This is a genomic window from Caenibius sp. WL (assembly GCF_019803445.1).
Classification (GTDB): Bacteria; Pseudomonadota; Alphaproteobacteria; order Sphingomonadales; family Sphingomonadaceae; genus Caenibius.
On the sequence record NZ_CP081844.1, the window covers coordinates 167,477 to 182,100 of the forward strand.

General features: G+C 63.1%; 11 protein-coding genes. 7 read left to right on the forward strand and 4 right to left on the reverse strand.

Features of this window, described 5'->3' with window-relative positions:
• Window positions 1-30: 30 nt before the first annotated feature.
• On the reverse strand, window positions 31-903 hold the full coding sequence (locus K5X80_RS00955; RefSeq protein ID WP_222559011.1) for a TIGR03619 family F420-dependent LLM class oxidoreductase: 873 nt from the start codon (window positions 901-903) through the stop codon (window positions 31-33).
• 227 nt (window positions 904-1,130) lie between these two features.
• On the opposite strand from K5X80_RS00955, the gene K5X80_RS00960 reads away from it, so the two are divergent.
• A complete protein-coding gene (locus K5X80_RS00960; RefSeq protein WP_222559012.1) occupies window positions 1,131-2,408 on the forward strand; it encodes a sulfotransferase family protein in 1,278 nt (425 codons plus the stop codon).
• Between the two features lie 29 nt (window positions 2,409-2,437).
• Window positions 2,438-3,721 (forward strand): alkyl sulfatase dimerization domain-containing protein, encoded by a 1,284-nt coding sequence (locus tag K5X80_RS00965; protein ID WP_222559013.1) that lies wholly within the window; start codon window positions 2,438-2,440, stop codon window positions 3,719-3,721.
• Window positions 3,722-3,747: 26 nt separating this feature from the next.
• Here the strand turns inward: K5X80_RS00965 and K5X80_RS00970 are convergent, their stop codons facing one another.
• Window positions 3,748-5,148, reverse strand: a complete 1,401-nt coding sequence (locus K5X80_RS00970; protein WP_222559014.1) for a helix-turn-helix domain-containing protein — start codon at window positions 5,146-5,148, stop codon at window positions 3,748-3,750.
• 160 nt (window positions 5,149-5,308) lie between these two features.
• Between K5X80_RS00970 and K5X80_RS00975 the strand changes: the two genes are divergently transcribed.
• Window positions 5,309-6,904, forward strand: a complete 1,596-nt coding sequence (locus K5X80_RS00975) for an isocitrate lyase (RefSeq protein ID WP_222559015.1) — start codon at window positions 5,309-5,311, stop codon at window positions 6,902-6,904.
• A gap of 68 nt (window positions 6,905-6,972) precedes the next feature.
• A complete protein-coding gene (locus K5X80_RS00980) occupies window positions 6,973-7,131 on the forward strand; it encodes a hypothetical protein (RefSeq protein WP_222559016.1) in 159 nt (52 codons plus the stop codon).
• A gap of 66 nt (window positions 7,132-7,197) precedes the next feature.
• Here the strand turns inward: K5X80_RS00980 and K5X80_RS00985 are convergent, their stop codons facing one another.
• Window positions 7,198-9,498 (reverse strand): TonB-dependent receptor, encoded by a 2,301-nt coding sequence (locus K5X80_RS00985; protein WP_222559017.1) that lies wholly within the window; start codon window positions 9,496-9,498, stop codon window positions 7,198-7,200.
• Between the two features lie 55 nt (window positions 9,499-9,553).
• Window positions 9,554-11,212 carry a dihydroxy-acid dehydratase gene (locus K5X80_RS00990; protein ID WP_283249202.1) on the reverse strand — a complete coding sequence of 553 codons (1,659 nt, stop codon included), beginning with the start codon at window positions 11,210-11,212 and terminating at the stop codon, window positions 9,554-9,556.
• A gap of 258 nt (window positions 11,213-11,470) precedes the next feature.
• Here K5X80_RS00990 and K5X80_RS00995 point away from each other — a divergent pair, with 258 nt between their 5' ends.
• From K5X80_RS00995 to K5X80_RS01005, 3 genes are all read left to right on the forward strand, one after another.
• A complete protein-coding gene (locus K5X80_RS00995) occupies window positions 11,471-12,205 on the forward strand; it encodes an SDR family oxidoreductase (protein ID WP_222559019.1) in 735 nt (244 codons plus the stop codon).
• 36 nt (window positions 12,206-12,241) lie between these two features.
• Window positions 12,242-13,240, forward strand: a complete 999-nt coding sequence (locus tag K5X80_RS01000) for an NAD(P)H-quinone oxidoreductase (protein WP_222559020.1) — start codon at window positions 12,242-12,244, stop codon at window positions 13,238-13,240.
• Between the two features lie 68 nt (window positions 13,241-13,308).
• Window positions 13,309-14,505, forward strand: a complete 1,197-nt coding sequence (locus tag K5X80_RS01005; RefSeq protein WP_222559021.1) for an LLM class flavin-dependent oxidoreductase — start codon at window positions 13,309-13,311, stop codon at window positions 14,503-14,505.
• Window positions 14,506-14,624 lie beyond the last annotated feature (119 nt).

Genomic DNA, 14,624 nt, shown 5'->3' on the forward strand with positions numbered 1-14,624 from the left:
CCTAATATTATGCCTGTTCTGCCCGCCGTCTCAACTTTCGAACGGGCGGATGAATTCCCTGGCGAACTTTTCCATCACCCGCTTCTTGTCGTCGAGCGAGGAGTGCAGACCCAGCGAGAAGTAGAACGGATAGCTGATACCCGCCGTCATCCCCTGTTCGTGAAGCCGCTTGAACGTGTCGAGATCGGGCGGCGTGCTGAGGCCGATCAGCGTTTCGAACGGCAGGTGCGCCCGCCCCGCTTCCTCGCGCAGACGTTTGAACTCCGCCAGGATGCCGGGAACTTCGTCAGGCGTGTTGCCCGCGCCGATCCAGCCATCGCCACGCGTTGCCGCGCGTTTCAAGGCCGGGGCGGAAGCACCACCAAGGAAGATCGGCACCTGCTGCGTCGGCTCGGGCGCAATCTGCACTTTCGGGAAATCGTAGAATTCCCCGTGGTGCTCCACCATGCCGCCATCCCAGAATTTGCGCAGCACGTCGATCATCTCATCGGTGCGGCGGGCGCGGGTGCGGAAATCGACGCCGTAGATATCGAATTCGTCCTTCATCCACCCTAGACCCGCGCCGAGAATGAAGCGGTTGTCGCTCATCAGCGCCAGCGTGCCGGTGGCCTTGGCCAGTTCGAACACGTTGCGCAGCGGCAGGACATAGATCGAAGTGGAGAACTTGATCCGCCTGGTCACCGCCGCCATTGCCGCGATCGTCACCCAGCAATCGGGATAGGGCCAGTCCGGGCTCATCATCGCCTTGCCATCGGGGGAATAGGGATACGGGGCGTGGACCTGTTCGGGGTAGATCGCGTGATCCGAATTCATCACCCCTTCGAAGCCCAGTTCCTCGGCAAACTGGGCCAGTGGAATCAGTTGATCGACTTCGATCCAGTTCACCATCTGCCAGAATTTCATAACGGCGTGCCTCTCCGCATCCTTGCTCTTGTCGTCCGCAGCTTAGAGCGAAATCACGCCCTGTCACTCGCCAATCGCAGCGCGCTTGCCGGGGTTCCGCGATGATCCTTTGACAGCATGAAAGGGGCAGGTAACACTCCGCCCAGACCAGCCAGCCACGCAAGCTGCGGCACACACATAACGAACGGCGAAAGCATATGCGCCGTCCGACGGGAGGATGAGGAACAGTGGCAGAAGCCATTTCGATTGACGATCTGCTCGAACCCCGGCTGAGCGACATTCAGGCGAACCTGCTGGCATTCGGCGATGCCAATCCGCTGGCACTGACCGAACAGGCGGTGCTCGATGCCGCCCGCGCCCGCACCGGGCTGCGCGATTTCGGATCGGACGATTTCCGCGAACGGCTGAACCTGCTGCTGGACGAATGGAACGGCGATCCGGCGATGACTCATCTCTGGCGGATGACGCTGTTCGGCTACGCCACGCGCTATGCCGCCAACCGGCTGCTGATCCACGACACTTTGCAGCGCCACCCCGAAATCCATGACGAAGTGATCGACCGGCCGATCGTCATCGCCGGGTTGCCGCGTTCGGGCACCACCCATCTGGTCAATCTGATCGCGGCGGACACCCGCCTGCAATCACTGCCGCTGTGGGAAAGCTACGAACCCGTGCCGCTGCCAAGCGAAGCCATGCTGCCCGGCGGTATCGATCCGCGCTATCAACGCTGTGCCGATGCCTGGGCGCAATCGCAGCGCTCGTCTCCGCTGATCGCGGCGATGCATCCGATGAACCCCGATCATATCCACGAAGAACTGGAACTGATGGGGCCGGATTTCGCCTCTTACAATTTCGAATGGATCGGGCGGGTGCCGCGCTGGCGCGATCACTACTACGCCACCGATCAGACCCCGCATTACGCGTATATGAAAACGGTGCTCAAGCTGCTGCAATGGCAACGCGGGCGGCGGAGCGGCGGGCAGCACGGGCGGCAGCGCTGGGTGCTCAAATGCCCGCAGCATCTCGAACAGCTGCCGGTGCTGAAAGCGACGTTCCCCGATGCGACCGTGGCGATCACCCACCGCGATCCGGTGGCGGTGATCCAGTCCGCCGTCACCATGCAGGCCTACTCCTCGCGCATGCAGCGCACCGAAGTCGATGCCCCGTGGCTGATCGCCTACTGGGCCGACCGGGTGGAACATCTGCTGCGCGGCTGCATGGCCGACCGCGGCGTGTGGCCCGAAGCGCAGAGCATCGACGTGCCGTTCCACGAATTCATGGCCGACGATATCGCCATGGTCGCCCGGATCATGGATAAGGCGCAGATGCCACTGACCGACCGGGCGCGCGGCGAAATCGCGGCCCATATGGAGGCGCACCCACGCGGCAAGGAAGGCCGCCTGATCTACAATCTCAAGCGCGATTTCGGTGTCGATCCCGATACCCTGCGTGCCCGTTTCCAGTTCTATTTCGACGCCTTCCCGGTGAAGGCGGAGCGCGCCTGAACGGCGCCCAACACAGCGAGAAACCGAATATGAGAGAGCCGATCTACAAAAGCCGCCGCGTGGGGCCCGCCGCCGCCGAGTTCGACCAGAACTGCGGGCGGGTGAACGATTTCATCGTAATGTCGGAAGGCAATTCCAACGTCTATCTGATCGAAACGCCCGAAGGCGGCATTCTGCTCAACACCGGCATGGGTTTCGAAGCGCCCGTCCACCGGCACAATCTGGCGAAGTTTTCCGACGTGCCGTTCCGCTATGTCATCACCACGCAGGGGCACGTCGATCATCTGGGCGGCGTGCAGTATTTCCGCGATCTCCATCCCGGCCTCACCTACATCGCGCAGGCCGGGAATGCGGAGCACCAGGCGTATGATGCGCGGTTGCAGACGTTCCGCTCCGCCCGTTCCGCCTTCCGCTTCCAGGACGAATTCAAGGAAGTGTTCAAGCGCTACGCACAGGCGGGCTACACCCAGATAAACCCTCAGGATCAGCCGACGCCCGATGTGACGTTCGAAGATCGCCACGAATTCTCACTGGGCGGTCTCGATGTCGTGCTGATCGCGGTGCCGGGGGCGGAAACGAACGATTCCCTCGTGGTCTGGCTGCCGCAGCACAGGATCGTCTTCACCGGCAATCTGTTCGGCTGTCCCTTCGGCCACTTCCCCAATCTCGTCACCATTCGCGGGGACCGCTATCGCGATGCGCTGACCTGCGCCGCCGCCGCGCAAGTGGTGATGGACCTGAAGCCCGAACTGCTGGTCTATGGCCATCACGAACCGGTCGTCGGCGCGGAGGTGATCGAGGCCGAACTCACCGCCTATCGCGATGCGATCCACCATGTGCACGATGGAGTCGTCAACGGCATGAACACAGGCAAGGATCTGGCGACATTGCAGAACGAAATCAGCCTCCCCGCCGCCTGCGAAGTGGGGCAGGGCTATGGCAAGCTGATCTGGAGCATCCGGGCGATCTGGGAAAATTATGCCGGATGGTTCAAGCATGAATCGACGACCGAACTCTACGCCGTGCCCCAACGCGAAGTGCATGCCGATCTCATCGAACTGGCAGGCGGGGCAGATGCACTGATTGCCCGCGCGCAGGCAAAATCGGATGCGGGGGAATACGAGAAGGCGCTGCACCTGCTCGATATCGTGCTGAATGCCGAACCGCAGAACGCCGCTGCCCGCGCGCTGACGATCACGGTGCATGAAACCTTGCTGGAATCCGCGAAAACGGAGCATGTGACCGGCAATTTCTGGCTGGTCGGCTGGTTGCAGAACCGGATCAAGCACCTGAAGTCCGGCACCGCAGGCTGAGCGATCCCGTCAGTTTCGGCGGCGCATCACACGTCGTCGAAACTGTACGGGCTGGGCGCGCGGCGGTATTCGTCGGACAGGATATCGCGGCCCACCGGGGGCACGGCGCGCGCGGCGCAATCGGCGCGGTTGCACAGGCGGCAGGTTACACCGATGGGCGTGGCCGCCGCTTCCCGCGGGTCCACGCCCTGCGCATAGACAAGCTGCGGCGCATGTTCCGCCGCGCAGGCCAGCGCGATAGCGCGGGTGACCGCGGCCTGCCCATAGCTACCCCCGCCCGCCCTGACCGCGCGGGCGATGGAGAAAAACCGTTGTCCATCGGGCAGTTCGAGGAACTGGGTGACGATTTCACCCGGTGTCCCGAACACCGAATGGACGCTCCACAGCGGGCAGCCGCCACCGTGCGCGGCGAACGGGAAGCCCGCGCCATCCAGCCGCTTGGAGACATTGCCCGCCTGATCCACGCGGATGAAGAAGAACGGAATGCGCGCCATGCCCGGCTTGTTGAGCGTGGTGAGGCGATGCGCGACCTGCTCGAAACTCGTGCCGAACAAACGGCTTAGCGTCTCGATGTCATAACCGCGCGCCTCAACCGCCCGTGCAAAGCGCTCGTAAGGCATAAGCAACGCCGCCGCACCGTAGGAAGCCAACGCACGCCTGACGAGATTGGCGGCGGTCGGGCTGGAAAATCCCTCCTCCTTCATGATCGCGCCGATATCGCGCCCCATCATGATGTAGGCGATATGGGTCGCGATCTGGAAATTGCGGCTGGCGCTGTCCAGCGTGTCGTTGATCAGCAATTGCTGGTTGTGCCGGTCGAACCGGCGCAGCGCATGCGCCATCACCTCGGGCGGAAGGAAGCGCACGCGAATGCCCTGCACCGCCCCCAGCCATTCCGCCGGGCCGCCTTTCTGTGCGATCTCCGCCGCCAGCGCTTCCGCTCTGGTATCGAGCGTGGGGAAATAATTGCGCCGCGCGGCGGCAAAGCGGCGCGCTTCCGTCACCGGATCGTGCGCCAATGCGCCGCCGGGCACCTCCCGCTGTTCGGCGAGCGCCTGCTGCTCCCGCGTATAGGCGCCATGGAGCCGCAGCAGCGCCTCGCTCACTCCCGGGAAGCTGGTGGCGAGATCGGCCACTTCCAGCGCGGGCAGATCGATATCGGCGAAGATCGGATCGCGCAGCACATCGCCGATCCGCCTGGCGTAATCGGCCTGATCCTCCCCGGCGAAATCCGCCAGATCGAGCGCATAGCTTTTCGCCAGCCGCAGCAGGAGATCCGCCGTCAGAGGCCGCTGGTTGCGTTCAAGCAGCGCGACGTAGCTGGGCGAAATGGCGAGATCCTGCGCCATCGCCTGCTGGGTCAGCCCCAGTTCGCGGCGCAACCGGCGCAGGCGCGGGCCAAGATAGAGCGGTCTGGATTCGGCCATGCAGGCATTTTGTCATGATAGGACAACTTTACAAAGAAAATATGTAAAGCCTTACAACCCGACTTTACGCCACCTTTTCCGCCACCCCCTTTCCCGTCATCCCACGCTTGTGACCTGCCCAACGGCAGAGGGCTGGACCCCAAGCAAGGAATATGACGTGATGACATACCAGCAGACCATCGCCGAAGCGGGCAACCAGATCGGCCGCTTCCCCACCACCTGGAGCGGGATTGAAGCGGAGGCCGTGGCCCGCATGCGCTTGCAAAACCGCTTCCGCACGGGGCTCGACATCGCCCGCTACACCGCGCGGATCATGCGCGAGGATATGGCGGCCTACGATGCGGACCCGGCTGCCTACACCCAGTCGCTCGGCTGCTGGCATGGCTTCATCGGCCAGCAGAAGATGATTTCCATCAAGAAGCATTTCGGCAGCACCAAGGGCCGTTATCTCTACCTCTCCGGCTGGATGGTCGCCGCGCTCCGCAGCGAATTCGGCCCGCTGCCCGATCAATCGATGCACGAAAAGACCCGCGTTCCGGCGCTGATCGCGGAACTCTACACGTTCCTGCGCCAGGCCGACGCCCGCGAGCTGGGCCTGCTGTTCCGCGCGCTGGATCAGGCGCGCGAAGCGGGGGACGAAGTCAGGGCGCACCAGATCCAGGCCGAGATCGACCATCATCAGACGCATATCGTCCCGATCATCGCGGATATCGACGCGGGCTTTGGCAATGCCGAGGCGACCTATCTGCTCGCCAGGAAGATGATCGAAGCGGGCGCCTGCTGCATCCAGATCGAAAATCAGGTTTCGGATGAAAAGCAGTGCGGCCATCAGGATGGCAAAGTGACCGTCCCGCACGAGGACTTCCTCGCCAAAATCCGCGCGGTCCGTTACGCCTTCATGGAACTGGGGGTCGAGGACGGGGTGATCGTCGCCCGCACGGATTCGCTCGGCGCGGGGCTGACCAAGCAGATCGCCTATACCCGCGAAGCGGGCGATATCGGGGACCGCTACAACGCCTTCCTCGATTGCGAAGAGATCTCGCCCGATGCCGTGGGCCACGGTGAGGTTCTCCTCACCCGCAACGGCAAGCTGATGCGTCCGAAACGGCTACCCTCGAATCTCTACCAGTTCCGCAGCGGCACGGGAGAGGATCGCTGCGTGCTCGACTGCATCACCAGCCTCCAGCACGGGGCGGACCTCTTGTGGATCGAAACCGAAAAGCCCCATATCGAACAGATCGCGGGCATGGTCGATCGCATCCGCGAAGTCGTGCCCCATGCCAAGCTGGTCTATAACAATTCGCCCAGCTTCAACTGGACGCTGAATTTCCGCCAGCAAGCGTATGACCGTTGGCAAGCGGAAGGGCGGGACGTGTCGGCTTACGATCGGGCCCGGCTGATGAGCGCGGATTACGACGGGACCGAGTTGGCCGAGGAAGCGGACGAACGCATCCGCACCTTCCAGCGCGACGCCGCCGCCCGGGCAGGGATTTTCCATCACCTGATCACGCTGCCGACCTATCACACGGCCGCGCTCAGCACCGACAACCTCGCCCGCGAATATTTCGGCGATCAGGGCATGCTGGGCTACGTCCGCAATGTCCAGCGCGCCGAAATCCGCCAGGGGATCGCCTGCGTGAAGCACCAGAATATGGCCGGTTCCGACATCGGCGACGATCACAAGGAATACTTTGCCGGCGAGGCCGCGCTGAAGGCCGGCGGCAAGGACAACACGATGAACCAGTTCGCGGCATAAAGCCGCTGGGGGAACCAGTTCGCGACATAAAGCCGCAGGCTGGCCCACCTTTTGAAAGGAGAAGTGCCATGAGTGAACCGCTCCGTTCCCGCGCCGTCCTGTCGACTGCGGATTTCGATCTGCTGCGCGAGGCCGTGCTCCATTATCTCAAGATCGTCGAAAACGATCCCAAGTCGGTGAAGTTCGCCCAGCTCTACCACCGGCTCGGCAGCGCCGCGCATAAATAGACGGCATGCCGGAGCGGCAGGTCTGTAACCCCTCCCGCTCCGGCAGCCCTCTCAAACCTTCACATCCTAGAAGTCGTAGCGTGCGGAAACGCCGAACGTGCGCGGCGCACCGATAGTCTTGACAGTGTAGCCCAGCCCCGCCCCGGCCACGCTCACCCCGCTGGTATAGTACTTTTCCTTGCCGATATTACGCACCCAGCCGGCCAGACTGAGGCGAGTTCCCATGACATCGTTCCATTCCAGCCGGGCATTGAACACGGTGTAGCCGGGATTGACGCCTTCAGGCCGGATGTTGTCGTCCGAGATCTGCACTTTGGACTGCGAATAGACATCGCCCGACAGAGCCAGTTCGCCCCCATCGCCCCCCAGCGGATAGCGGAAAGTGGCGCTGGCGCCGCCGCTGTTCTTCGGCACGTTGGCAAAGGGATAGTCCGAACGGTCCTGCACCGCGCCGCCGACGATCGGCACATCCCAGTTCTTATACTTGGCATCAGCTAGGCTGTAGTAGCCGCGCAGGGTGATGGCCGGGATCGGGTTCCAGGTCGCATCGATTTCCACCCCTTTGACCTTGGCCTTTGCCGCATTGACGACATTGGTGATCAGGATCGTGTTGGGAGCGACGCCGACGGTCTGCGTCTGTGTGCGCTGGATATCCTTGTAGTCCTGGATGAAGCCCGCGATGTTGGTGCGCAGCTTGCCCACCGCGCCCAGATCCCAGTCCGCTTTCAGCCCCAGTTCGTAATCGGTCACGATTTCGGGCTGATAGGGGATATATTGCGAAGGCAGGTTGGCGCGCTGGTTGATCCCACCCGAACGATAGCCCTTGCGGGTGACGAAATAGACGAGGCGCGAAGGGTCGATCTGCCAGTCGATGCCCAGCGTATAGGTCGGTTCCTTGTGGCGGTATTTGCCGGTCCGTTCGCACGGGCTGATCGGCACGCCGCCGAGATCGGCCGAAAGCAGCGCGCAATTGCCGCTGTTATAGGCGATCCGGGTCATTTCACGCTGATCCCAGGTGTAGCGCACGCCCGCGGTGAGCGAGAGCCCTTCCACCCCCGGCACGTGGAACGTTCCCTGCGCGAAGAGCGACTGGCTCTTGTTCTTCACATGGGCCACCCCTTGTGCATCCTGCAGGAAGACCGGGCGGTAGTCGAGCAGGGTGTCCTGGATTTCCTGTCCGCTTTCCTTGAACACATAGGCGCCGCCGATGAAATCCAGCGCACCGAACTTACCGACCAGTTGCAGTTCGTCGCTGTATTGCCGCCCGCGCAGCGCGACGCGGCCTTCGTACATCTTCTGCTCGGTCCCGTCGAAATCGAACGGCACGTCGGACTTCACGAACCGATAGCCGAAGATGTTCTTGATCGAAACATCGTCGCTCAGCTCGAACACCGTGGTGTTCTCCACGCCGAAGGTCTTCACCCGCGCGGTCTTGCGGCCGAATGCCGTGCGCACGGTGCGGAACCCTTCGTTCTGGCTGGCCGCGAATTCGGCCAGCGCCGGCACGCCCAGCGTATAGTTGGCCAGATTGGGGCGGGCGTTGAACAGCTTCAGCGCCGAGCCGTTTTCCGTCGCCTTGAAATTGTTGACGAACAGGGTGTTGGTGATCCGGTCGCCAAGATTGGCCTTCACCCCCAGCCGCAGCGACCAGTTGTCGGCATCGTCGAAGCCGATCCCGCTGTTCACTTCCCTGGTATAGCCGTTGTGGGTGTAGCGGCGGCCGGACAGGCGGATCTGCAGGTCATCCGAAACCGGCACGTTGAGCGCGCCCTCGAACGACCACAGGCCGTAATTGCCCGCCTCGACCACGCCATAGCCCTCGAACTGGTCGGTCGGGGCCTTGGGCACGATCAGCACCGCACCGCCGGTCGAATTGCGCCCGAACAGCGTGCCTTGTGGCCCTTTCAGCACCTGGACGGAGGCCAGATCGTACATCGCCCCGTTCACGCCATGCGCACGCGCCTGCACCACATCGGCGAAATAGACCGCCACCGAGGGGTCTTGCGCGAAGAGCGGTTCGAACTGCGACTGCGCGCGGACCACGAAACGCGGGATGTTCGCGCCGAATGCGGTCGGCATGATCTGGATCGCGGGGACCTTGGTCGTCAGGTCGGACAGCGTGACGATCGACTGCCGGGCCAGATCTTCGCCCGATATCGCCGTCACCGCGACGGGAACTTGCTGCAGCCGCTCCTCGCGCCGCCGTGCGGTCACGATGATATCGTCGGCCGATGTCATGATGCGTTGCGTTTCCGCCGGGGCGGGCGCGGCATCCTGGGCGAACACCGGGTCCGCCAGGGCCAGTGCCAGAATGCTGCCGCCCGCGGCCAGAACCAGCCGCCGTGGCGTGATTGTCATCGATGTCATGTGGCCCTCTCCTTTGTTCGCGTTTCGCTTTTGATTTTCAACGCTTCATCACGTGTCAGTGCGCGGGCGGGACCTGCGCCCCCCGCCGCCCTTTCAAAAAGTCGAAATCCGCCCCCTTGTCCGCCTGCTCGACATGCGCGGTGTAAAGGTCGGCGTAACCGCCCGTGTAGACGGGCGCCCAGCTGCGCGGGGCAGCCCGCTTGCGCCGCTCAAGTTCGGCATCGGGCACATCGAGGAGAAGCCGCCGGGCGGACACGTCGAGTTCGATGATGTCGCCATCCTCGATCAGGCCAATCGGCCCGCCCGCCGCCGCTTCGGGTGCGGCGTGGAGAATGACGGAGCCCCCCGATGTCCCGCTCATCCGCGCATCGGACAGGCGCAGCATGTCTGTCACGCCCTGCTCCAGCAACTTGCGCGGAATCGGCAAGCTGCCCGCTTCGGGCATGCCCGGATAGCCACGCGGCCCGGCCCCGCGCAGGATCAGCACGCTGTCCGCCGTCACCGGCAGCGCAGGATCGTCGATCCGCGCCTTGAGATCGGCCACCCCGTCGAACACCACTGCCGGACCGCGATGGCGCTGCAGTGCCGGATCGATCGTCGCCAGCTTGATTACCGCCCCATCGGGGGCAATGTTGCCGCGCAAGACCGCCACCCCTCCTTCCGGCTTCAAAGGTTTGGCAAGCGGGCGAATGACATCGTCGTTCCAGTTGCGCACGCCAGACAAAGTGTCCGCCAGTGTTCCGGTAATTGTCGCTGCGTTGCCATCGATATGCCGCCCCAGTTCCCGCAAGATCGCCGCCACGCCGCCTGCGTAATAGAAATCCTCCATCAGATAGGCGCCGCCCGGCATGATGTTCGCCAACAGGGGAATATCGCGGTTGAGCCGGTCGATATCGTCCAGCGTCAGGGAGATTTCCAACCGCCCGGCAATCGCCAGCAAATGGATGACGACATTGGTCGATCCGCCCAGCGCCGCATTCACGCGTAACGCGTTCTCGAAGCTCGCCCGGGTGACGATGGACGACAACGGCCGTTCCGCCTCCACCAGACCGACAATTGCGCGCCCGGTTTCCCGCGCCAGCATCTGCCTGCGCGAATCCACGGCGGGGATCGCTCCGTTATCCGGCAAGGCCAGCCCCATCACTTCCATCGCCGCCGCCATGGAAGAGGCCGTACCCATGGTCATGCAGGTGCCTGCGGAGCGCGAAATACCCGCTTCGGCCGAAAGCATCTCGTCAAGGCCCATACGGCCCGCCCGGACATCGTCCGCCATCGTCCACAGGCTGGTGCCCGAACCGATATTGCGCCCCTGAAACTTGCCGTTGAGCATCGGCCCGCCCGAAACGACTGCCGTGGGCAAATCCACGCTGGCCGCGCCCATGACCATTGCCGGGGTCGTCTTGTCGCAACCGCACAGCAGCACCACGCCATCCACCGGGCTGGCACGGAGCGATTCCTCCACCTCCATGCTGGCAAGATTGCGGTAGAGCATGGTCGTCGGCCGCATGACCGTTTCGCCCAAGGACATGACCGGAAATTCGAACGGCACCCCGCCGGCTTCGAGCACGCCATATTTCACATGCTGGGCCAGATCGCGCAAATGCGCGTTGCATGGCGTCAGTTCCGACCAGCTGTTGCAGATGCCGATAACCGGGCGCCCGTCAAACACGTCGCCCGGGAGCCCCTGATTGCGCAACCAAGCCCGATGAATCAAGCCCGTCGTACTTTCGAGGCCAAACCATTCAGCCGATCTTCTGCGGATCGTCACCACAGAATCCCTTTATGAAATCTGGCCATTCTCCCACTTACCCCCTTATTTATATAGGGTTTTCATTTATTCCGTTTGCACGAGAATGTATTTTAGCACTCTATTTGTCAACCAGGATTACAATTCGTATAACTGGTCCATCAGGGCGGGATTAAAATCGTGCAGCCCGGCACACGCGGACAGAACGAAGGGAGCGACACCAGGATGCCCATTGCATTGATCACCGGGGGTGGGACCGGGATTGGCCGTGCTGCCGGCGTGGCACTGGCCGGGATCGGCTATACCGTGGTGCTTGCAGGCCGCCGGCCGGAACCGTTGGAGAGTGCCGCGGCGGATATCTCGGGGGCCGTGGCCAGAACCGCAGATGTAAGCGATTTGTCTTCGGTAGACGCGCTGTTTTCCTTCATTGCGCAACGGTTTGGACGGCTCGACCTGCTGTTCAACAACGCCGGGACAGGCATGATGCCAAGCCCGATCGAGGATATTCCGCTGGCAGACTGGCAAAGCGTGATCGACGTGAATGTCACCGGCGCCTTCCTCTGCACCCAGCACGCCTTCGCCCTGATGAAGCGGCAGGACAGACCCGGCGGGCGGATCATCAACAACGGCTCGATCTCCGCCCATGTCCCTCGCCCCCTGTCTACTGCCTACACGGTCAGCAAACATGCGATAACCGGGTTGACGAAGTCTACATCGCTTGAAGGGCGACGGTACAATATCGCCTGCGGCCAGATCGATATCGGCAATGCCGCCACGGATCTGACGCAGGCCATGCATACCGGCGTCCTTCAGGCCGATGGGCGGGTGGCCCAGGAGCCGACCATGGCGGTCGAACTGGTCGGCCAGTGCGTGGCGCAGATGGCGAGCCTGCCGCTGGACGCCAATGTCCAGTTCATGACCGTGATGGCCACCGCCATGCCCTTTATCGGGCGCGGCTAAGGTATGGGCCACCGGACAGAGCCGCCCTTCCCTCTCATGCATGCAATTGCCATTGCCGGCTATGGCGGACCGGATCGCCTGCAACTGACGCAGCGGCCAAGGCCCTCCCCGGGGCCGGGAGAGGTGCTGATTGCCGTGCACGCCGCCGGGGTCAACCGGCCCGACATTCTCCAGCGGCAAGGCCAGTATCCGCCGCCGCCGGGCGCATCCGACATTCCCGGGTTGGAAGTCGCCGGGGTGGTCGCGGCCACCGGCCCCGGCGTGCCATGGCCTGTTCCGGGCGACCGCGTCGCTGCGCTGGTCACAGGTGGCGGCTATGCCACGCACTGCATCGCAGAAGCCGCGCTGTGCCTGCCTATGCCCGCCAGCATGGACATGACGCGGGCTGCCGCCATACCCGAAAACTGGTTCACCGTATGGGCGCATCTGGTGCTTTTCGCCGGGCTGCGCGCGGGGGAAAGCGTGCTGATCCACGGCGGAAGCAGCGGGATCGGTCTCGCCGCCATCCAGCTTGCGCAAGCACGCGGCGCACGAATCTTCACCACCGCCGGCACATCCGACAAGGTCGCTCGGCTGAACCGCATGCCTTCCGTCACCGCAATCCCCTATCGCGAACAGGATTTCGTCGAAGTCGTGCAGGACGCGACCGGCGGGCGCGGTGTCGATGTCATCCTCGACATGGTCGGCGGCCGTTATCTCGCCCGCAATATCGCTGCGGCGGCTCCCGACTGCCGTATCGCGCTGATCGCCGCGATCGACGGGCTGGTTGCCGACGGCATCCGCATCGACCGCATCATGACCCACCGCATCACGATCAGCGGCAACACGCTGCGCGACAAGCCCATCGCCTACAAGGGCGCCATCGCCGCCGCCCTGCGGGAAATGGCCTGGCCCCTGTTCGAGCAGGGAGCGGCAGGGCCGATCATCGATCGCACATACCCGCTGGCGCAGGCGGCAGAAGCCCACAAGCGCATGGAAACCTCCGCCCATTTCGGGAAACTCGTTTTGACAATTGACAACCCGGTTGACGATTGACTGACAAAGGGATAGCTTCACCGGCAGATAAGGAACGGCACACCCGTCCGCGAGCAGGAGAGCGATCTATGCCCACCCTCGAAAAAAGCGCGCTGCAATTCGGCGCCTTCATGGCCCCCTATCACGCCAATTTGAGCAAGAGCTTCCATCTGTCGCTGCATCGCGACCTTGAACTGTGTGAGTATCTTGATCGGCTGGGTTTCGATGAGGTGTGGATGGGCGAACACCATTCCGCCGGGGTGGAAGTGGTCGCCTCTCCTGAGATATTCATCGCCGCAGCGGCCGAGCGGACCAAACACATCCGCTTCGGAACCGGCGTGATCTCGTTGCCTTATCACAATCCGCTGATGACGGCGGATCGCATTATCCAGCTCGACCACCAGACAAGGGGGCGGGTGATGTTCGGCTTCGGCCCCGGCGCCCTCCCCTCGGATGTCCACATGATCGGGCGAGCGCAGACCGAACTGCGCGAGAACATCATGCAAGGCTTCGATGCCCTGCTGCCGCTGCTGCGCGGTGAAACGGTTTCGATGAAGACGGATCACTGGACCTTGCAGGACGCCCGGTGCCATGTCCTGCCCTACACCCGGCCTATGCCGAAAATCTTCATGTCATCCGCGGTATCGCCCGGCGGCCCCCGTATCGCGGGCACGTACGGGCTGGGCCTGCTTTCGGCTACCACCTCATCTGATGCCGCCTTCAACGCGCTGCAAGCGGCATACGACATATGGAACGAGGCCGCCGCGCAGCATGGGCAGACGATCAACCGGGCCGACTGGCGCGTGGTAGGCAACTTCCACATCGCCGAAACGCGCGAGCAGGCGCGCCAGAACGTCCGCCATGGGCTGGGCCAGTGGCTGGAATATTTTCAGCGGGTGGCGACATTCCCGGTGGCCAAGCCCGGCGCCCACCAGGCGACGCTGGACGAACAGATCGACGCGATGATTGCCCAGCACACAGTTATCGGCACGCCGGACGATCTTATCGCGCGTATCGACCGCTTGTGGGAACAATCCAACGGCGGGTTCGGCGTCCTGCTCGACTGCGCGCACAACTGGGCGGATTTCCCGGCCACCAAGCGCCATTACGAACTGATGGCGGAATATGTCATCCCGCATATCCAGCGCCGCAACCAGTCACGGCGCGATAGCTGGGATTGGGCCGAAGCCAACCATGCGGTGGGCATGGAGGAACGGGATAAAGGCGTGGCCAAGGAATACCAGCTTTGGGAAAAACAGCGCCAAGCAGGGCTTCAGAAGACCTGAATCCTGCGATAACCGGCTCCTCCGCAGTGTCCAGACCCCTTTGCGGACATGCGAAGAACGAATAGCGCGCCCATCGCATGGCGCGCTATTTTCTTGCACTCAGGCCCCTCTACACAGGC

Coding starts and splice junctions, on each gene's coding strand:
- K5X80_RS00955 (WP_222559011.1), bottom strand. CDS start 903: ATGAAATTCTGGCAGATGGTGAACTGGATCGAAGTCGATCAACTGATT.
- K5X80_RS00965 (WP_222559013.1), top strand. CDS start 2,438: ATGAGAGAGCCGATCTACAAAAGCCGCCGCGTGGGGCCCGCCGCCGCC.
- K5X80_RS00970 (WP_222559014.1), bottom strand. CDS start 5,148: ATGGCCGAATCCAGACCGCTCTATCTTGGCCCGCGCCTGCGCCGGTTG.
- K5X80_RS00975 (WP_222559015.1), top strand. CDS start 5,309: ATGACATACCAGCAGACCATCGCCGAAGCGGGCAACCAGATCGGCCGC.
- K5X80_RS00980 (WP_222559016.1), top strand. CDS start 6,973: ATGAGTGAACCGCTCCGTTCCCGCGCCGTCCTGTCGACTGCGGATTTC.
- K5X80_RS00985 (WP_222559017.1), bottom strand. CDS start 9,498: ATGACATCGATGACAATCACGCCACGGCGGCTGGTTCTGGCCGCGGGC.
- K5X80_RS00995 (WP_222559019.1), top strand. CDS start 11,471: ATGCCCATTGCATTGATCACCGGGGGTGGGACCGGGATTGGCCGTGCT.
- K5X80_RS01000 (WP_222559020.1), top strand. CDS start 12,242: ATGCATGCAATTGCCATTGCCGGCTATGGCGGACCGGATCGCCTGCAA.
- K5X80_RS01005 (WP_222559021.1), top strand. CDS start 13,309: ATGCCCACCCTCGAAAAAAGCGCGCTGCAATTCGGCGCCTTCATGGCC.